At 66.0% G+C, this 19,887-nt stretch carries 15 protein-coding genes; 7 read left to right on the top strand and 8 right to left on the bottom strand.

All coding sequences use genetic code 11. The features are described 5' to 3' along the window. Nucleotides 1-33: 33 nt before the first annotated feature. From EDC31_RS10670 to EDC31_RS10660, 3 genes are all read right to left on the bottom strand, one after another. Nucleotides 34-2,265: a ligand-binding sensor domain-containing diguanylate cyclase gene (locus tag EDC31_RS10670; RefSeq protein ID WP_165920202.1), complete on the bottom strand. Its 2,232-nt coding sequence runs from the start codon at nucleotides 2,263-2,265 to the stop codon at nucleotides 34-36. Between the two features lie 746 nt (nucleotides 2,266-3,011). Then, entirely contained in the window at nucleotides 3,012-3,272 is a 261-nt protein-coding gene (locus EDC31_RS10665; RefSeq protein ID WP_132127038.1) for a hypothetical protein, read from the bottom strand. 306 nt (nucleotides 3,273-3,578) lie between these two features. After that, nucleotides 3,579-7,304: a glycoside hydrolase family 99-like domain-containing protein gene (locus tag EDC31_RS10660; protein WP_042056972.1), complete on the bottom strand. Its 3,726-nt coding sequence runs from the start codon at nucleotides 7,302-7,304 to the stop codon at nucleotides 3,579-3,581. Between the two features lie 165 nt (nucleotides 7,305-7,469). On the opposite strand from EDC31_RS10660, the gene metX reads away from it, so the two are divergent. From metX to EDC31_RS10640, 4 genes are all read left to right on the top strand, one after another. Then, nucleotides 7,470-8,711, top strand: a complete 1,242-nt coding sequence (gene metX, locus EDC31_RS10655; protein WP_081797460.1) for a homoserine O-acetyltransferase MetX — start codon at nucleotides 7,470-7,472, stop codon at nucleotides 8,709-8,711. Further along, a complete protein-coding gene (metW, locus tag EDC31_RS10650) occupies nucleotides 8,711-9,319 on the top strand; it encodes a methionine biosynthesis protein MetW (protein ID WP_042056973.1) in 609 nt (202 codons plus the stop codon). The genes metX and metW overlap by 1 nt, the downstream gene beginning before the upstream one ends. Then, entirely contained in the window at nucleotides 9,316-10,263 is a 948-nt protein-coding gene (locus EDC31_RS10645; protein ID WP_239641578.1) for a BadF/BadG/BcrA/BcrD ATPase family protein, read from the top strand. The genes metW and EDC31_RS10645 overlap by 4 nt, the downstream gene beginning before the upstream one ends. 263 nt (nucleotides 10,264-10,526) lie before the next feature. Continuing rightward, nucleotides 10,527-11,855 (top strand): DEAD/DEAH box helicase, encoded by a 1,329-nt coding sequence (locus tag EDC31_RS10640; RefSeq protein ID WP_042056976.1) that lies wholly within the window; start codon nucleotides 10,527-10,529, stop codon nucleotides 11,853-11,855. Between the two features lie 80 nt (nucleotides 11,856-11,935). Here EDC31_RS10640 and EDC31_RS10635 read toward each other — a convergent pair whose 3' ends face one another. From EDC31_RS10635 to EDC31_RS10625, 3 genes are all read right to left on the bottom strand, one after another. Continuing rightward, a complete protein-coding gene (locus tag EDC31_RS10635; RefSeq protein WP_042056978.1) occupies nucleotides 11,936-13,498 on the bottom strand; it encodes a serine hydrolase in 1,563 nt (520 codons plus the stop codon). A 102-nt stretch (nucleotides 13,499-13,600) separates the two neighbouring features. Continuing rightward, nucleotides 13,601-14,419: a DeoR/GlpR family DNA-binding transcription regulator gene (locus EDC31_RS10630; RefSeq protein ID WP_042056979.1), complete on the bottom strand. Its 819-nt coding sequence runs from the start codon at nucleotides 14,417-14,419 to the stop codon at nucleotides 13,601-13,603. 102 nt (nucleotides 14,420-14,521) lie between these two features. After that, nucleotides 14,522-15,424 carry a DMT family transporter gene (locus tag EDC31_RS10625; protein WP_042056982.1) on the bottom strand — a complete coding sequence of 301 codons (903 nt, stop codon included), beginning with the start codon at nucleotides 15,422-15,424 and terminating at the stop codon, nucleotides 14,522-14,524. 115 nt (nucleotides 15,425-15,539) lie between these two features. On the opposite strand from EDC31_RS10625, the gene EDC31_RS10620 reads away from it, so the two are divergent. After that, nucleotides 15,540-16,358, top strand: a complete 819-nt coding sequence (locus tag EDC31_RS10620; RefSeq protein ID WP_042056985.1) for a deaminated glutathione amidase — start codon at nucleotides 15,540-15,542, stop codon at nucleotides 16,356-16,358. Then, entirely contained in the window at nucleotides 16,355-17,059 is a 705-nt protein-coding gene (gene ung, locus EDC31_RS10615; protein WP_042056987.1) for a uracil-DNA glycosylase, read from the top strand. The genes EDC31_RS10620 and ung overlap by 4 nt, the downstream gene beginning before the upstream one ends. Nucleotides 17,060-17,099: 40 nt before the next feature. On the opposite strand, the gene EDC31_RS10610 is transcribed toward ung, so the two are convergent. Both EDC31_RS10610 and EDC31_RS10605 read right to left on the bottom strand, forming a co-directional pair. Further along, nucleotides 17,100-18,503 carry a hypothetical protein gene (locus EDC31_RS10610; RefSeq protein ID WP_042056988.1) on the bottom strand — a complete coding sequence of 468 codons (1,404 nt, stop codon included), beginning with the start codon at nucleotides 18,501-18,503 and terminating at the stop codon, nucleotides 17,100-17,102. Then, nucleotides 18,500-19,357 (bottom strand): ABC transporter ATP-binding protein, encoded by an 858-nt coding sequence (locus EDC31_RS10605; RefSeq protein ID WP_042056989.1) that lies wholly within the window; start codon nucleotides 19,355-19,357, stop codon nucleotides 18,500-18,502. Before EDC31_RS10605 ends, EDC31_RS10610 begins: the two co-directional genes overlap by 4 nt. A gap of 303 nt (nucleotides 19,358-19,660) precedes the next feature. On the opposite strand from EDC31_RS10605, the gene EDC31_RS10600 reads away from it, so the two are divergent. Next, a complete protein-coding gene (locus EDC31_RS10600) occupies nucleotides 19,661-19,840 on the top strand; it encodes a hypothetical protein (protein ID WP_042056990.1) in 180 nt (59 codons plus the stop codon). Nucleotides 19,841-19,887 lie beyond the last annotated feature (47 nt).

Below are 19,887 nucleotides of genomic sequence, written 5' to 3'. Positions count from 1 at the left end.
TGGAGTGTCGCCGGTATTCCGATCCCGGCGTGCTCAAGATCCCGGTTCGCCGGAGAGGATCGTATCGAACATCGCGAGCGTGTGGGCGCGGCCGTTGTTCTTGGCGCGATAGAGGGCGAAATCGGCGCGCGCCACGGCCTGGACCCAGCCTTCGTTCAAATGAAGGGCGGTGATGCCCGCGCTGAACGTGACCCGCACATCCGCGCCCGAGATGGAGAACGGCTTCGTCTCGACCGCCTCACGAATCGCGGCGAGGCGCGGAAAAATCTGGTCCGGCATGCTGAGAATGATCCCCATGAACTCCTCGCCGCCGTACCGACCGATCGTCTCTCCGTCCAGCATCGTCTCCCGGAGTCTGCGGCCGAATTCGACGAGCACGTCATCGCCGGCGACATGGCCGTAAATATCGTTGATCGTCTTGAAATGGTCGATATCGATCAGGACGATATAGATCGTGCGGCTTCCGGCCGCGAGGCCGGGGATATTCTCCAGTATTTCCTGGATGGCGCGCCGGTTGAACAGGCCGGTCAGGCTGTCGGTGCGCAATTGTTGGGCAAGCTGCGCCGTCTGCTCGGACACCAGACGTTCGAGCGTCCGGATGCGCCGGGTCGATATGGCCATGCGCCAGTTCCACAGACCATATCCAACGATGAGGGTCATCAGAATATAGAGGCTGATCGCCTCCCAGCGTTTCCACATGGGATAGGCCATGCAGAGCCGGACGACGATCGGCGCGGACTCGCGGTGCGTCCTCTGATCGAAGGCGATGAGCGTGAAAAAATGTGTGCCGGGCGGCAAGGCGGGGTAGCGGACGGTCTTCTGCCCGGTGACGACCCAGCCGGGATCGACGTCGTTGAGCTGATAGCGGAAGCTGATATGCTGTTCGTCCGCAAAATCGAGGCTGCCGAAATGGATTTCGAGCGGCGCATCCCTATAGGGGAGCTTCGCACCCGTATAGGGCTTGCCTCCGGCCTGCACGCTGTCAACGAACGGATGAAGCGGGCGTTGTACGAAGAGCGTGTCGGGGCGGAGGACATGCGTGAGGCCGTTGGCGGTGCCGATCCAGATCGTGCCGTCGGGCGTCTCGGAGATGGCGTTCTGGCTGAGATTGTCGGCGGCGAGTCCGTCCGACGAATCGGCATAGGCCCAGCGTGTGCCGTTGAAGACCGCCACCCCGCGATTCGTGCCGACCCAGATCCAGCCGCGTGAATCGGCGAAAACACTGTAGATGCTATCGCCGATCAAAGCCGAACGATCGAAATAGGTCTGGGAGACCAGTACATTGCCATCATGCATCACTCGGATCACGCCGCCATCTCCGCCCACCCATATCTCCGAGGCGCTCTTCACCGTAAGCGACAAAGGATTGAAATCCGGCTGGGACCATTCAATCTCAAGGCGGTGTGGCGCGGATCCCGGGGGCATGAAATACAGGTGCTTGCCGCTGAGCAGCCAGATCGTTCCGTCCTGCATGATGACGCCGGCGGGGGAGGGCTGTGCCAATCCGGGAACGAGTTGGGGCGCGGTATCCGTGGTCGGGTCGAGACGATACACGCCGAGATCGGTAAGACACCAGACGATCCCGGTCCGGTCGATCAGGATGTCATTGACATAGGAGACCGGGTAGGATTTTTCCTCGCCATTCATGGGGTTGAAATTGACGATCTCATGACTATTACTTGCCGACCAGATCGTTCCGTCATTGTCACGAGCCAGCGTATAGGTCGACGCATCGCGTAGATGCCGGATTTTCGATGTCAGGGGGTTGAGACTGTCGATCCCGTTATCCGTCGCGACCAGCAGCATATCCTCAGCGACATAGAGGGTCTGCCAGACCGTATTGCGGGATAATCCGCCCGCATGGGTGTAATTCGCGAAAACGCCATAACCCAGAGCACGGAAGAGACCGCTGCCCAGCGTGCCGACCCAGAGATTGTCCTGTGGATCGAGTGAGAAGGACGCCAGATCGACCGACGCCGAATCAGCCGACAATATTGCTGCCGACCATCGCCCATCAGGCTTGAGGGAGAAAATCCCGTCATTTCCCTGCGTCAGAAGACCGAATTTCTTGCGAGGGATCAGTTTGAGGAAATTGATCGATGTTCCGATATGTCGGGATTGAGCAGGAAGATGGGAGATACGGACCGTGTTGTGTTCCATATCCACCGTCTCGACGAAATTCAGCGTACGGGCGAAGACATGCTGGGGATCTGTCGCCGTGAGAGCGCGGATGCGCTCCTTCAAGAGACCATTTTCCGCAGTCATGCAGACACTGCTCACTTCCGCGACTTGACAGATTTCACCCTTGCGCGTGCCGATCCATAAATGACCGTCGCGTGAGAAGAGAGCTGAAATCGCGGCGATAGAATCGGGCAGACCAATTTCGGCCTGGTTTGTGATCAGGTGATACCCATTTTTTTCACCGATTTCGATGAGTAAACATTTACTCTGGCTGCACCATAGAACGCCGTCTTTCCAGGGGGCGACGAATGGACGTATCCCAGCTATGGGTAAAGACATCTCTTTAGGTAAACGAGCCGTCCAGATTTTTTGGTAACGGGGAAAGGAAAATGAGGTGGCAGACTTGGTGGGCGCGTAAAGTACGAAATAATGTGGATAAACAGCGAACAGGCGATGATTCGGCAACTCTATCGCTGCGATACCGGCACTAAAACTATCGTCGGAAGATGGCAGAAGGGGGACGGTTTGCCGACCGTCCCATAGACTGAAGCCCTTGGGCGTAGCCAATAAAAGGCGGCCATCACTCATCTCGTCCGCCAAATGAATCTCTGTCTCTGAAATTCCATCTGCCTCCCCATAGTACCGGGGAACAAGATTTTGAGCGCACGACCTTTCGCTGCGCATAATCAGAAGAAAGAGAATGGCAATCAGTAAAGGTTTAGTAAGATTACGACTGCGCACGTAGGTCAATTCATCAGGAAAAAAGAGAGTATAAGCCAGCAGACACTTATGTCACAATTATGTTGCCGGCAAAATCCCTGTGAGAAATCTCACGCGAGCTTAATTTCTTCCTGGGGCCAACCGTGGCGGTAAGCGAGCTTAATTTCTTCCTGGGGCCAACCGTGGCGGTAAGCGACCTTGATTTCCTCCTGGGGCCAACCATGGCGGTAGGCAAGCTTGATTTCCTCTTGGGGCCAACCATGGCGGTAGGCGACCGTGACGTTCTGTTGTGTCTGCTGACGGGCCGGGGCAGCGCTGGAAGTAACGAATGCAAGAGCGGCAAGACCGGCGAGCACGAGGGTGCGGCGCATGACCGTGTTTCCTTTTTAATGCTGGTTTTGACTGGATAGTTGTCACTTGGTGTGACGTGACAATAAGTCGCCCCCGACTGGTCATCCAACGTCTGAAACATCAACCCAGTGTTGCGTATTGACTGTATTTTAACGTTCTTTTTGCTAAAACAAACTGCCGCCATTTTACCTACAGCTAGTGAAGTCGTGCGCTCGAAGGTCGTTAACGATTGATTCACCATAATTAACGCTTGGCGGGCGTGCGCGCAGAGCCGCGCGGAGAGAGCCGAGAAGGGCGGCGACTCCGGCCTGCCCCTTCACTCAGGGTCAGTCGTTTACGACGATTCGCGGCGTCAAACCAAATTGCGTGATGAGCTCGCGCCGATAGCCGCGCTGCCGGCTATGCAATGTGGCGTCCTGAGGAAACAGATGGGACACCTTGTCCTGAACCGCAATGATTTCAGCGAGGTGCGCCTCGCGGGAGAGGCGGCCGCTCGTCGAAAGGTCATGGCGGCGATGGATGTTGAGCGGCGCGGCGACATAGGCCAGCCGCGCGCCCGGCTCGCCCAGCATCTCGACATAGACGCGCCAGTCTCCGGCGACGTCCAGCCCGCTCAGGTCGTCCCGGCATCGCTTCATGGCCGCCAGCAGCGCGCGGCGGTCGAAAACGGCGCTGCTGGCGTTCAGGATCAGGTTGCGCGCGCCGAGGCAGTCCCGCAGGAACGCCGTCCCCTCATGCGCGCCGTCGCGGGCGAGCCGGTCGCCGCCGGCATGGGCGTAATAGGCCTGATAGCTCGGCATGACCGTCGCCCCCGCCGCGTCGATGGCGCGGCTGTCGCAGAACGCCATGACCGCGCCGGGCGTCTGGGCGAGGGCGTTGAAGAGCCGCGCCATATGGTCGGGCTCCGAGAGGTCGTCCGCCTCGGCGATCCAGAGCCAGTCGCCCCGCGCGAGTTCCGCCGCCTTGCGCCACTGGGCGAAGACGGAGCCGGAATTCCGCCGTCCTTCCAGAATGCGGATGTCGCGGCCCCATTCCGCCGCCGTGGCGCGCGCGACCGCGACGCTGCCATCCGTGGAGGCGTCGTCCAGCACGATGATTTCCAGCACGGGCATGTGTTGGGCGAAGATCGAGACGAGCCGCGCCGCCAGATAACGCGCGTAATTGTAGGACGGCACCACCACGGACAGACGCGGCATGTCCGGGCAGGTCAGCGCCATGAGGCGCTCGACATAGGTGTCGAACGCGAATCGCGCCGCCATCCGACGCCCGAGTCGCCTGCGCGCGGCGGCGGTGCGGTCGCGCATGCCCCGCATCAGCGCCGTCAGATGCCGCGCCATTTCACCGAGATCGCCCATCGGCGCGAGTCCATGCGCGCCGTTCGCATCGTCATTCAGGGCGCTGAGCAGGGTCGCGACGCCGCCGCTTCCCACGAAGGCGCAGCAGGGCAGCCCGGCGGCGAGCGCCTCCAGCACGACGGACGGAAACGGGTCCTCGCGCGATGTGAGGGCGAAGGCGTCGGCGGCGGAGAGCCAGGCTCCGATTCCCTCGACGCGTCCGGGCATATGGAAGCAGCCCGAGGCCAGCGCGATGGCGATATCGGGGGCGAGGCCGTCGCGCAGGGCGGGGTCCATGTCGCCGAGCCAGAGGAAATGGGTCGCCGCCTGACGCCCCGGCGGGCGATGCGTGCCGATTCGCTGCCAGAGCTGGAGAAAGAGGTCGAACCCCTTGCGCATGTCCGCATAGCCCGCCCCGACCACGAGCCGGTCGCCGGGCCTGAGGCCGAGGCCGCCGCGCAGGGTCTCCCGGTCTGCGGCGGAAAAGGCGACGGGCGTGTAGAGCCCTTGCGGCAGGACATGCGTGGCGTCGGCCCGTCGTCCCGGCAGCATCGCGGCGGCGGGGACGACGACGTGTCGCGCGAGCGCCTCCGCCCGGGCGAGGCTGGCGCAGAGGTCGCGTTGCCGCAGCAGGCTCGGCAGTTCATGGATCAGCAGGGTGAAGCCGATTCCCGCCGCGTCCAGATCGGGGGCGAGCGGGGAGGCGGCGGAGCTGTTGACGAGCGCGGTGGAGAATCCCTCCCGCGCCAGCGAGCGGAGGCGAAGTCGCGTCTCCTGGGTGCCCGGACGCAGGATCTCGACCGGCGCGACCGCCTGATACCGCTCTTTCAGCGCCCCGTCCTCGAGCAGGAGGACCAGCACATGGAGGCCATGGCGCGCGCGAAGCTGCCGCGCGATGGCCAGCAAAAGCTGCTGCGCGCCGGCGGGAAAGGCGTCATGCCCGATCAGGAGCAGGCGGCCCTTGCGCGTTGCCTGCTCGAACCCCGTGCAGGCGCGGGCCGTGGCGTTGAGATAGGCGGCGCCGAAATGCAGGTCCGGTTCGAGATAGGCGCCTTCCGCCCATTCGTTCCAGGCATTGATGCAGACGATCGAGTCGCCATGAAAGGGATGGGCGCGCGCCGCGGCGATCGCCCCCGCCAGCCAGTTTTCGTAGAGAGGCGGCGTCGAGCCGTGCAGGACCAGCCCGCGCCCCTGTCGGCGGGCGTCATTGTCCCAGGAGGGGGCAACGGTGCGGATCAGCGGGAAGTCCGGCGCGGGCGCGGCCAGCGCCTGGTCGGTGACGTCCTTGTAGTCGTAGACCTGCGCGGTGAAATCGTCGTCGAGCAGGTGCAACTCCTCGGTGATGAGGGCGCAGTCCTCGACGAGCTTGTGCGGCGGGAACTCCACCGCGCCGTCGAGGCGGAAGGGGCGTGGGTCGGTGTCGCCGAAGGCCTGCGCCATGACGATCAGCGGGTCCATGCCGTGCGATTCGCGGAAAATCAGCCGCCAGCGGGCGATCGCGTCCGGCGCGTCCGGCAGCTTGCCGGGGCGATAGATCATGAGCAGCGGGCGCTCGCCGACGCGGATGTAGCGCGGGTCGCGCATATGACGGGCGAAGCACGCGACCAGATCGGCCTCGTGTTCCGGCGCATAGTCCTGGGCGATGAGGACGTCCTCCTCCGACCCGTCCCATCGCCGGCTCCAGCTTTCATTGGCCCACATGAGGCAGAAGGGCAGGTTGATCTCCGGATGGGCGAGCAGCAGTTCCAGCGGGCCGTCGAGCAGGCGCTGACCGGGGCCGAACCAGTAGAAATAGAAGACGAAGCCCTCGATCCCCGCCAGCCGCGCCATCTCCGCCTGCCGCGCGAGAATGTCGGGCGAATCCAGCGTGTAATGCCCGAGGTCGCGCGGAATGCGCGGCTGGTAATGCCCGGCGAATCGCGGCATCCCGCGCGCGACGTTCGTCCATTCCGTGAAGCCCTTGCCCCACCAGCGGTCATTGGCCTGGGTGGCGTGGAATTGCGGAAGGTAATAGGCCAGCAGCCGCGCCCGCCTCTGCGCACTGGCGGGGAGCGGGCGGAATTCCTCGAAGAACGGGCCGGGCGCGGTCGTGCGGCGGACCTCGCGCGGAATGGTCGTTTCCGCCGCGGGGCGGGCGGGATGGATTCCGGGCCGGTCGCGATGGGCGATGTAATGCAGCAGCGGGTTCTCATCCGGCGCATGCCGGAGATATTGCGTGCGATAATAGACCGGATCGAACGCCTCGAAGGGTTTGCGCACCTCGCGGAACCCCTGGATCATATAATGTTCCAGGGCGTCGAGCCCCGAAGCGGCGACGTCCGGATAGGCGCGCAGGTAGAATGCGGCGTCGAATTCCGGCAGGGGGCGGATGCCCGGCTTGTGCCGGTTGGCGAGGTAGTGGGCGAGGGCGAGCATGCCCTCCGGCACGTCGTGATGGGCGGAATACCAGACGGGGTCGAACCACGCGATCGGCCGGCGTCCCTCCCGTTCCCCCTCGCAGATATAATGCAGGAGCGGGTCGCTCACCACGTCGCGATTTTGCGACAGATACCAGTGCGGATCGAAATAGGGGTTGGGTTTGCGCCCCTCGCGCCAGCCATGCTCGTGATAATGGGCCAGTACGCCGCTGCCGAGCGCGCGCAGATCGGGATTGCGCGCGAGATAGAAAGCCGCGTCGAACAATCCGGAATGTCCAATGCGGCTTAATGTACTCAACATTTCGTTAAAATATCATTAACAAGTGAGGGAGACAATCCGCTCTTTCACCGTAATGATGATTTTCTGGCGGCCGTCCGCGCCCGCTCCCCGGCGAAGATTGCGTTTGGCGGCTCCGGGTGCCATAGGAGGCGGCTTGCCGTTCCAGAGGGCCGGAAACCGGAACAGATGCAGCAGGTCAGCCCCACTACCCTTCTCCAGCCTCCCGCCGCCGCTCCGGTCGGCCGGAGCGATGTCGTGCGGATCGAGGCGGGTCTGACGCTGGAGTGCGGCCAGTCTCTCGGCCCGATCGACATCGCCTATTGCGCCCATGGCACGCTGAACCCCGCGCGCGACAACGCGATTCTCGTCTGCCACGCCCTGACCGGCGATCAATACGTCGCGGCCCCCCACCCGCTGACCGGAAAGCCCGGCTGGTGGAGCCGCATGGTCGGGCCGGGTCTGCCGATCGACACGGACCGGTTCTTCGTCCTCTGCACCAACGTGCTCGGCGGCTGCATGGGCTCGACCGGGCCGCGCTCCATCGGGCCGAAGGGCGAGCCCTGGGGGACGGAGTTTCCGCCCATCACCATCCGCGACATGGTGCGCGCCCAGGCGCTGCTGCTGGATCATTTCGGCATCGACCGTCTCTTCGCCGCGATCGGCGGGTCGATGGGCGGGATGCAGGTGCTGGAATGGGTGGCGACCTATCCCGAGCGCGTGTTCGCCGCCATGCCGATCGCGACGGCGCCCTATCACTCCGCCCAGAACATCGCCTTCAACGAGGTCAGCCGCCAGGCGATCTTCGCCGATCCCGAGTGGCATGGCGGCCGTTACTGGGCGCATGACACGGTGCCCGCGCGCGGGCTGGCCGTGGCGCGCATGATGGCGCACATCACCTATCTGTCCGAGGAGGCGCTGGCCGCCAAGTTCGGCCGTCGCGTCCGGCGCGAGGCCCGCGCCGCCGCGGGCAGCAGCACCGGCGGCGCGCTCGGCACCGCCTCCCTCTTCGGCGAGATGTTCGAGGTGGAGAGCTATCTGCGGCATCAGGGATCGAGCTTCGTCCGCCGATTCGACGCCAATTCCTATCTGACCATCACCCGAGCGCTGGATTATTTCGATCTCAGCGCCGCTTTCGACGGCGATTTCGCCGCGCCGTTCCGGGGGGTGAAGACGCGGTTCTGCGTCGTCTCCCTCAGTTCGGACTGGCTGTTTCCCACCTCGGCCTCGCGCAGCCTCGTGCGGGCGCTCAATCGCGCCGGGGTGAACGTCTCCTTCGTGGAGATCGAGACCGATCGCGGCCATGACGCCTTCCTGCTCGACGAGCCGGATCTGGACCGCACCATGCGCGGCTTCCTCAACGGCGCGGCGGAGCAGGCCGGTTTGAACCGGGGCGATTCGGAACCCGGCGATTCGGGGGATTCAGCCTGATGCGCCTCGACCAGCGGCTGATCGCCGACATGATCCGCCCCGGCTCCCGCGTGCTGGATGTCGGCAGCGGCGACGGCACGCTCATCGACCATCTCTACCGCACGCGGAACTGCGACGCGCGGGGCATCGAGATCGACATGCGCGCCGTCACCCAGTCCGTCGCCCACGGCCTGCCGGTGATGCATGGCGACGCGGACCATGACCTGAGCGATTATCCCGACGCCGCGTTCGATTACGTGGTGCTCCAGCGCACGCTCCAGGCCGTCGAGCGTCCGCGCGAGGTGCTGGCGCAGATGCTGCGGATCGGGCGCTATGCGATCGTCTCCTTTCCCAATTTCGGCCATTGGCGCCTGCGCCTGCAATTGCTGACCAGCGGACGGATGCCCATGACCGCCGTCTGGCATACGCCCTGGTACGAGACGCCGAACATCCATCCCTGCACGATCCGGGATTTCCTCGCGCTCTGCGAGGAGGAGGATTACGTCGTCGAACGCTGGCTCGCCATCGACGAGGAGGGCGATCGCTCGCCCTGGCGGCGCTCCATCCGGCTGGCGAATCTGTTCGGCGAACAGGCGCTCTTCCTTCTTCGCCGCAGGGGGGGGCGGTGACGGTCCTGCTCGTCGGAATCGACGGCGGCGGCACGGGCACGCGGCTGCGCGTCGCCACGCCCGGGGGCGCGCCCGTCGCAAGCGGCACCGGCGGTCCCGCGAATATCGCGACGGACCCCGATCAGGCCTGGCGCTCCATCGCCGACGCCCTCGCCCAGACGCGCGCCCATCTGCCGCGGGACGCCGTCCTGCATGTCGCCGCCGGTCTCGCCGGAGCGGAGGTTCACGGTGCGCGGGCACGGTTTCTTACGCGGCGTCCCGCCGATTTCGCCACGCTCATCGTCGAGACTGACGCCCATACGAGCTGCCTCGGCGCGCATGGCGGAGCGGATGGCGCGATCATGGCCATCGGCACCGGCTCGATCGGCTATGCGCTGCTGACCCGCGCGGGCGAGACCCTGCGCCGTCGCGTGGGAGGCTGGGGCTTTCCGCAGGGCGACGAAGGCAGCGGGGCGTGGATCGGCCGCCGCGCCGTCGCCGCCATGCTTCAGGCGCATGACGGGCGGATCGCTCCCGACGCGCTGACCCGCGCCTGCTGGTCCCGCCTCGCCATCGAGGACGATCCTCCCGCCTGGGCCGTCAATCGCCGCCCGGCGGAATTCGCCCGACTCGCCCCGCTCGTTCTCGCGGCGGATGCCGAGGGCAGCCCGCAGGCGGCGGCCATCCTCAGGGACGCGGCAGCCGAAATCGACGCGCAGATCGCCGCCTTGTGTCGGCCGGAGGGATTTGCCGATCTGCCCCTCTGCCTGCTCGGCGGCCTCGGGCAGGTCTTCGTGCCCCGTCTCTCGCCTGAGAGCCGCAGGACTCTGCATGCGCCGCGCGGCAACGCGGTGGACGGTGCGCTTCTGCTGGCCCGTCAGGGCCTGGAGGCCGGGACACAGCCGGGCCTGCGGCGTCTTTTCAGCACCGATAGGCAGGACTCGCAACCTGCCGGAAGCCCTTGATTTTAAATATGTGAGATCCGGCAACCTGTAGCGCCCGGCGGATTCGGGCCAGGGCCGAAAATCACATTGGAACATATCTTGTCGGCGAAACCGCTTGCGAAACCGGATGACGGTCCATATATCGGACCGTGCAAGCCCTCATTCTCGCTGTAATGCTGTCGCCTGAGGGAAAAATATCGTGGCGGGTCGCGTCGCGCCGGTCACAATGATGCGACCGGCGGCTGCCGTTCCTGTTTCGCCCTCAAGGAGGCGTTTTTTACAATATGACAAGTTTTGCCGACCTGAATCTCGCCGAGCCGATCCAGCGCGCTTTGGTCGAGGAAGGTTACACCACCCCTACGCCCATCCAGGCGGGCGCAATTCCCCATCTGTTGCAGGGGCGTGACCTGCTTGGCCTCGCCCAGACGGGCACGGGCAAGACCGCCGCGTTCGCCCTGCCCATTCTAGATTATCTGCTGCGCAATCCGCGCCGCGCCCCGGCCAAGGGCGCGCGCGTGCTCGTGCTCGCGCCGACGCGCGAACTCGCCGCCCAGATCGATGACAGTTTCAAGACCTATGGGCGCCATATGAAGCTGCGCCATGCCGTCATCTTCGGCGGCGTGGGGCAGGGACGGCAGGTCGAGGCGATGCGCAACGGCGTCGATGTGCTGACGGCCGCGCCCGGCCGCCTGCTCGATCTCATCGGGCAGGGCTTCATCGACCTGTCGGGCCTGGAAATCCTCGTTCTCGACGAGGCCGACCGGATGCTGGACATGGGCTTCATCCGCGACATCCGCAAGATCGTCGCCCTGTTGCCCGAGAAACGGCAGACCCTGCTCTTCTCCGCCACCATGCCGGTCACGATCGAGGATCTCGCCGCCTCGCTCCTGCGCGATCCCGCACGCGTGGAGGTGACGCCTCCCGCCTCGACCGTCGATCGCATCCGCCAGGCCGTGATGTTCGTCGAGAGCGAGAACAAGAAGGCCGCGACGCTGATGCTCGTGGACAATCCCAAGGTCGTGCGGGCCGTCGTGTTCACGCTGATGAAGCACGAGGCCAACAAGGTCGCGGAATTCCTGAACAAGAACGGCATCACCGCCGAGGCCCTGCACGGCAACAAGTCGCAGGGCGCGCGCGAACGGGCGATGAGCGGTTTCCGCGGCGGCTCGATCAGAGTGCTCGTGGCCACCGATATCGCCGCGCGCGGCATCGACGTGGATGACGTGACGCACGTGTTCAATTACGACCTGCCGAACGTGCCCGAATCCTATGTCCATCGGATCGGCCGCACGGCGCGCGCCGGGCGCGAGGGTTGGGCCGTCTCGCTCTGCGATCCCGAGCAGCGCGCGTGGCTGCGCGACATCGAGAAGACGATCGGCAAGCCGGTGACGGTCGTGACGGATCATCCCTATCATTCCGAGGCGGCGCAGTTCTCCACCCTGCGTCCGCCTGTTCTGGGCGGCGGCGGTGGTCGCGGGCGCGGCGGTCCGCCGCGCAACGGTTCGGGACATAACGGTCACGGACGCCCGAGCGGCGGCCGTCCCGGCGGGCGCTCGCCCGGCGGCAACAGCCAGCGGCGGAACGGTCCGCGCAGAGAACCGGCGCGGGCCTGAGGGGCGGTTCACCCCTTGCCTCGGCCGCTTCCCCGGAAGTGCTGTGGCAAGGTTGCCCCGCAAAGGCGCCCGGCTGACGGTCAGCGTATCCGTTTCAGATCGAGATCCTGTACGTCGAAACTGAAATCCGGCTCCAGCAGCGCCATGGAGATGGACGCGATCTTCCCCGTCATGTCGCGATGGAACTGCACATAGGCGTCGTCGCTGTCATTGTCCCAGCGGATGAGGAAGAGGTCATGGGGCAGGGGATGCAGCGTGCCCGCCAGAGTGGCCGATCTGGCGAAGCGCATCCGCAGGCCCTGCGGTGAAAGCGTGACGGTGGCGTCCCCGCGCCATACGTCGTGATAGGTGCCGGCGTAATCCCGCAATTCCGGGTCGGAGAGGGTGATGAATGGCCGTGCCCTGGAGCCGGGGCCGGTTTCCTCCGCCCGCTTCCTGCGCGCCGCGTCGCTCGCCGCCTCGTCCTCGCGGAAATAGGCCAGCCAGTCCGTCTCCCGATGGCCGAGTGCCGCGGCGCTCACCGTGGTCGCGATGGTGTAGGGCGCGTGATGGTCGTCCTGATTGGTCAACACGACGACCGCCATGTTCTCCTCCGGCAGGAAGGAGACATAGCTGGTGGAGTTCTGGATGGTCCCCGTATGCCAGATCCGCTTGTGGCCGAAGAAATCCTCCATGAACCAGCCCAGGCCGTAGGCGCGGAAATGCGTGCCGGTCTTCGCCGCGTAGTCCGGCAACGGCAGCAGCGCGTGGGGCGCCCAGAGCGTGTCCACCTGATCCGGCGCGAGTATGACGTGGCCGTCCAGACTGCCATGCCCGAGCAGCATCCGCGCCCAATGCGTCATGCCGTCGAGGCTGCACTCGATTCCGCCCGCCGGTGCGACGGCGGGCAGGTTGTCCCATGGCACGGGCCGCGCCGCCCCGTTCTCCACGTCGTGACCGGCGGCGCGATCCTCGCCCGGTTCCGGCGCGTGCGGCGCGGGCGTGCAGGCGCGCATGCCGGCGGGCGTCATGATGCGGTCCTGCACGAATCGCTCCCAGCTTTCGCCGGAGACCTCTTCGAGCAATCGCCCCGCCGTCACGTAGAGCAGATTGTTATAGGCGTATTTCAGCCGGAACGGGGCGGTGAACGGCATGTAGCGCAGCCGGTCCACGACCTCGCGCCGCGTGAATTGCGAGCCTTCGAACAGCATGAGATCGCCCGCGCCGATCTCCATGCCGGAATGATGGGTCAGCAGGTCGGTGACGATGAAGGCGCGCGTCAGATACGGGTCCGCCAGCGCGAAATCCGGCATGTGCTCCCAGACCGGATCCTCCCAGCCCAGCTTGCCCGCATGAACGAGAATCGACAGGGCGGCCGTCGTGAAGGCCTTGGTGTTGGAGCCGATGGCGAACTGTGTGAGTGAGTCCACCGGCGCGGGGTCGCCCGCCTTGCGGACGCCATATCCCTTCGCCAGCACGACCTTGCCGTCGCGGATCACCGCGACCGCGACGCCCGGCACGTGAAATGCCGCCTGCGTTCCCGCCACCAGCCGATCCAGATCCTGCGTCGAGAATCCGGGGAAGATCTGTCCGGCCTCCTGGCCGTGCGCGGGCCCGGCGCAGATGAGCAGGAGGACAAGCAGGGAAAGCAGGCGGCGCGTCATGATGTCTCCGGCGCAATCGGAGTCGTCACGCTAACGAAACTCTCGGAGTGCTGATAGAGACAAGACGCGCGTTTGGCTTAACCTGAGGTTAAGAGCGCAAACTTAGTCGCAGATTTCGACGTTCACGCCGGCATCCTGAAGGCATTGGCGCGCCTGCACGCTGATTTGCGTGTCGGTCAGCACGCGGTCGAATTCCGTGAGGGAGGCCAGACGATGCAGCCCGCCCTTCTGGAATTTCGTGCTGTCGGCCAGCAGGACGCACTGATCGGACATGCCCATCATCGCCCGCTTCGCCTTCACCACGTCCTCGTCATTCTGGAAGGCCGTGGTCTCGTGGATGACGGTGGTGGAGAGGAACATCATGTTCGCCCGCAGCGAATGGGAAGCCTGCTCCGTCAGCAGGCCGAAAAACGCGTTGCGCGGCGTGTTGTATTCGCCGCCGAGGCAGATCAGCCGCAGGCTCGAATAGGGGGCGAGCGCCTGCACCACGCCTGCCGCGTTGGTGATGATCGTCAGCGGCGCGCGCGCGGGGAGAAGCGGCAGCATTTCCGCCACGGTCGTCGAATCGTCCAGGGCGAGAACCTGCTCGGGCTCGATGAGGGAAATGGCGCGGTTGATGATCGCCTGCTTCAGCAGCGTGGCGCGGGACCGGCGGTAATTGACGGTCTTCTGCGTGACCGCGCGGTTCTTGAGCGCGATGCTGCCGTGCAGCTTGTCGATCAGCCCCTGTTTCGCGAGCGCGTGCGCATCGCGGTGAATCGTCATGCGGCTGACGCCAAACCGCTCCGACAGGCTCTCGATCGTCGCATTGCCCGTTTCGAACAGCACGTCCAGAATACGCTGCTGACGGCTCGTATTGTCGCGTCGGCGGGAGGGAGAAACGTGATCTTCATCCAACGGATCGTCGATACTGTCGCTCATGATCTTCTCCCCTTCGTGTCGAACGCCGTCTAACCGCCGAGCGTATCATATACACGGATGGAGTGATATATATAACATCTTTGATAGAAGCGTTCATAACGCCTAGAGAACCGCACGCCGAGGCTTGCCCCTGGTGTTCGTCAATATGACGCCGCCCATCACGATCGCGCCGCCGAGCAGAGTCTCGAGGGTAGGGCATTCGCCGGTCAGCAGCCAGGCCATGACGACGGCCAGCGGCGGCAGCAGGTAGAGCAGCGCCGCCGTCCGCGCCGCGCCGCGCACGGCGATCACATGCCCCCAGGCGGCATAGCCCAGCGCCGCCGGGAAAATCCCCAGCTCCAGAATCGAGAAGCGCGTGAGCGGCGACACCGTGGGCAGCGCCCGGATCATCGTCCCCCACCAGGGAGCGAGCAACGCCGCGCCGATGATCAGAATCCACGCGATCGCGTTCAGCGCGCCGTAACGAAGCACCAGCTTCCGCTGCGCCGTGGTGTAGATCGCGCCGCACAGGGCGCAGCCGAGCACGAGCACCGCCCCGGAGCCGAAGGCCAGTTCGCGCCGTCCGTTCAGCACGATGACCGCCACCCCGGCGAAACTGATGAGCGAGCCGGTCCAGCCCCAGCCCGTCAGCTTCTCCCCCATCAGCGTGACGGCGATCATGGTGGCGAGAATCGGCGCGGAGGCGATGATGAGGCTCGCGGCGCCCGCGGAGACCGTTTCTTCTCCGGTGTTGAACAGGATGTTGTAGAGCGTGATGCCGACCGCGCCGCAGAGCAGGAAGCGCGGCCAGTCCGCCCGTGCCGGGACGCCCGGGCGCTTCCAGAGCAGCCATCCGATGGCCAGCACCGCCGCCAGGCCGTATCGCGCCGCCGCCAGGGGGATCGCCGGCATGTCGCGCAGGGCGACGCGCGTCACCGGATAGGCGCTGGCCCAGGAGAGGAGGGCGACGATTGCGGCGAGGGCCGTGCCGGTCGCCGTCTCGACCGAAGCAAGGGAGCGTTTCATTGCGGTCCTGCGCGGAGGAGAGGGCGGAAAAACCGGGGAGGGATGCGTATCCCGCTTCGGTCCGTCGCACAAGCCATGCTATGCGGGGCCGTTTCGTTTCGCCGGGGATCGCCGCATGAAAGTTGCATTGGGACAATTCGCCGTCGCGCCGGACTGGACGGACAACCAGCGCACCTGCCTCGACCTGATCGCCCGCGCGAAGGCCGAGGCGGCCGACCTGCTGGTGCTGCCCGAAGGCGTGCTGGCGCAGGACATCAACAACCCCGAGATCATGCCGCGCACCGCCCAGCCGCTGGACGGCCCGTTCATGACGCAACTCGTCGCGGCGGCGCGGGGGATCGTGGTCATGGGCTGCGTCAACGTGCCCGACGGGGAAGGCCGCTTTCACAACACGCTGTTCATTCTGCGCGACGGCGCGATCGCCGCGTCCTATCGCAAGCTGCATCTCTACGACGCCTTCTCCGCCCGCGAATCCGAGCGCACCGCGCCGGGCGACGCGCTGCCGCCCGTCGTGGAGATCGCCGGCATGAAGGTGGGCGTCATGACTTGCTACGATCTGCGCTTTCCCGAGCTCGCGCGCGCCCTGGCCGTCGGCGGGGCGGAGGTGATCGTCACCCCTGCCGCCTGGTTCCGGGGACCGAACAAGGAGCGGCACTGGGAGGTGCTGAACGTCGCCCGCGCGCTGGAGAACACCTGCTACGTGGTGGCCGTCGGGGAATGCGGGCCGCGCAATATCGGCCAGAGCATGGTCGTCGATCCGCTGGGCGTCATCGCGCTGTCGCTGGGGGAGGCGCCCGGCCTCGGCGTGGCGACGCTCGCGCGCGAGCGCCTCGCCCATGCCCGCGCCATTCTCCCCGTGCTGGACAATCGCCGCTTCGCCGATCCCGTCCTGAAACCGCCCCGGTCCGCCCCCGCCGCGGAGCCGCGCGCATGACGGTCAGGCTGGAGGAAAGCTGGCGCAAGGCGCTCGAGGCGGAATTCGCCGCGCCCTACATGGCGGCGCTGCGCACGTTCCTGCTGGAGGAAAAGGCGCGCGGGCAGGTGATCTTCCCGAAGGGGTCGGACATATTCCGCGCGCTGGACCTGACGCCGCTGAACAAGGTGAAGGTCGTCATCCTCGGGCAGGACCCCTATCACGGCGACGGGCAGGCGCAGGGGCTCTGCTTCAGCGTCCGGCCCCGCATCCGGATTCCGCCTTCGCTGGTGAATATCTACAAGGAACTCGAAAGCGATCTGGGCATTCCGCGCGCCCATCACGGCTGTCTCGACGCCTGGGCGCGGCAGGGCGTGCTGCTGCTCAACAGCGTGCTGACCGTAGAGCGTGGCCGCGCCGCCTCGCATCAGGGGAAAGGCTGGGAGCGCTTCACCGATGCCGTGATCGCCCGCGTGAACGGATTGCCGCACCCGGTCGTGTTCATGCTCTGGGGCAGCTACGCCCAGCGCAAGGCGGCCTTCGTCGATTCATCGCGCCATCTGGTGCTGAAAGCGGCGCATCCCTCGCCGCTCTCGGCCCATAACGGCTTCTTCGGCTGCCGCCACTTCTCCAAGGCCAACGACTTCCTGGTCAGCCATGGCGAAGCGCCGATCGACTGGTGCCTGCCGGCCGAGCCGGCCACGGAACGCGCCTCGGCTTGATTTTCAGCGCCCGGCCTCCCCCGTCGCGGCGTGAAACGGCTCAAAGCGGCGGGGGCTCGAGCGGCCAGTCCGCCCGCGCCAGCGCACCCGGCGCGCGCCACGCGACGAAGGCGCTGAACGGGACGGCCGCCGCGGCGACGCCCCATGCCCAGAGCGGCACGGGATGACGTCCGAGGAAAATCTCGGCGAGGATCTGGATTCCGAACGCGGCGCTCATCGTTGCGAGGAACTGGATAAGCGCCGGGCGCGCCAGCCGCGCATGGAAGACGGCGAGACTCGGGACATAGGCGACGCCCATCATCACGCAGATCAGTCCCGGCGCGGCCAAGGCAAGGCGGTGGAGCGATATCAGGCCGATCCCGCAGGCGATGCTTCCGGCGAGCAGGACGGACAGAACGCTTCCCTGCACGGCCCGCAGGAAATGGACCCGATACATGCGGCGGGCGAAAGCCGCCCGGTTGCCGAAGGGCCCGAGCGTGAGCAGGAAGGGCCAGTCCCGGCGCAATGTCAGCCATTGCGAGAACCCGAACCCGGCCATCATGCACAGGAGTCGCGGCACGGAATCGATGCCGGAGGCGATCTCCTTCCATGAGGGGAGGTGACCCTTCGAAAGCATGATGGTCACGGCGACGATCACCATGAAGACGCCGGACATGACCATGCTCGTCACCACCATCATGCCGGGCGAGGTCTGATCGAACGCCTGCGGCACCGGGGCCACGCGGAGCCAAGGCGGCTGCCAGAGCAGGATGCGGAGCACCGGGCTCGGCTGTCCGGCCGCCCGCGAACTGTCCGGTTCCGCCCTCCGGGCAGGCGCTGCGGGTTCCGGCGGCGCCTGTCCCACGGGCGGACGCAACTCGAAAACGCCCAGTGTCAGCCCGGTCGCCAGCAGGATGAGTGCCGCGTACCACGGCGCGGAGAGAACCCGGTCCTGCATGGAGGGAAGCAGGAAGACCAGGGAGACCCCCAGGCTGAGAATCGTCGGCACCCAACGGATGCGGCCGCGCAACGCCTTGGGGGTCGCGATGTCGCTGCGGAGGCAGAACGGCAAGGCGACGGCTTCGAGCGCCAGCACGTTGAGCAGAGGCGCGCCGAGCAGGGCCAGAGGCAAGGCGAAGGCGCTCACCGCCACGGCGAGCGCGACGAGCGCCGCGCGATGTTCCGCCATGACGAGGCGCGGATAGAAGGCGGCGAGCGGGGAGCGCACCTGCCGCCAGTATTGATGGGCCAGCGCGGTGAAGATCATCTGCTGGGTCAGCCACCACCAGATTCCCATGTCGCGGGGCATGGTGACATGATCGCCATGGCGCAGGCTGCCATGATGGTGCCCGATCATCTGCGCGCCCAGCAGCAGCACATACATCCCGCCGCATAACAGGGCCGGATTCTCGCGCGACAGGACGGGCGAAACATAGAGGCGCAGGGCGCGCAGCGTGTCCCTCACCGCGAGAGCGCCAGGAACAGCCGCTCGATCTCCGGTGTGCCGACATCCAGCCCGTGCGCCCGCGCCGAATCGTCCAGCCCGTCGCGCCAGCCCCGCACCCAGACCGGGCCGGCCGTGTCCCCGCCCAGTATTTCGAGCCCCCACGCCGTGGGCGGCGGCGCGGAAAGCGACCGGACTGTGGCCATGATGTCCGCCTCCCGCATGTCGAGGCGAATCCTGCCGTGCCGCATGATGACCACCCGGTCCGAGATGTTTTCCAGATCGGAGATGATATGCGAGGAAATCAGCACGCTCGCCCCGCGCCTGCGGGCATAGTCGGGCAGCAGATGCATGAAATCATGCCGCGCCTGCGGATCGAGACTCGCCACCGGCTCGTCGAGCACCACGAGATCGGGCATGAAGCGCAAGGCCAGCACGATGGCCAGACGCTGCCGCTCGCCGCCCGAAAGCGCGCGGACCCGGGCCGAGGGGTCGAGCGCCGCCCAGTCCTCCCAGACCTTGTCCTCGGGATCGCCGGGGCGCTCCCGATAGGCGGCGAGATAGGCCATCAGCTCACGCACCCGGAACCAGGTGAACCCCGTCAGCGTCTGCGGCACGAAGCCGATCCGCGCCCGCGTCCCGGCGCTCAGCCCGGCGCTCGGCTCGCCCCAGAGCCGGACCGAGCCTTCATCCGGCGTCAGGAACCCGAGCAGGCAGCTGATCAGCGTCGTCTTGCCCGCCCCGTTCGGCCCCAGCAGCGCGGTGATCTCGCCCGGATGGATCGTCAGGCCGACATCGTCGAGAACCCGCCTGTCGCCGTAGGTCTTGACGAGACCGCTGATCTGCAACGGATCGGGGGGCGGCGTGCCGGTCATCAGGCGACCTTTCGGGCGGCCGCCGTATCGCGCGCGGCGGAGGCGGATTTGTCCGTTCGGATACCGAACGTTACGGGAATTCACAGCCCCCTTCAATAGACCGCAGGGAACGTGTGGGCCCCGGAATGTCGGTCCGGAATGTCGGTCCCGGGGCGCGCCGGGACCACATGACAAAAAGGCAACATTTCTTCCCCGTCCGCGTTGAAAGCTGATAGACTGACGTCCCGGATCGGCAAGGCCGACCCGGAGGACCGGGCAAGGCCTGGGCACAGCGCGAGGCCATGGACAAGGGAGGAGCGGAAAATGGGTTCGGTCATCATGCTGCGGTACCTGACGTTCCGCCATTACGTGTTGAGACGGGAAGCGGCGGAGGCGCGCGCGGCGGGGCGGGAGCCCTCGCCCTACGCCGTCCACCGCGCCTTGAGGGCGAGCTTCGCCGGACCGTCGCGACCGGCGTGGCGCGCATTGCTGCATCGCGCCTGAGAGGCGCGTGAGGCGACGTTCCCCTGCTTCCGAGGCTTGACCCGGGC

It is taken from the genome of Acidomonas methanolica (assembly GCF_004346035.1).
GTDB classification, from domain to species: domain Bacteria; phylum Pseudomonadota; class Alphaproteobacteria; order Acetobacterales; family Acetobacteraceae; genus Acidomonas; species Acidomonas methanolica.
This window is presented reverse-complemented; position numbering and strand designations above follow the sequence as displayed.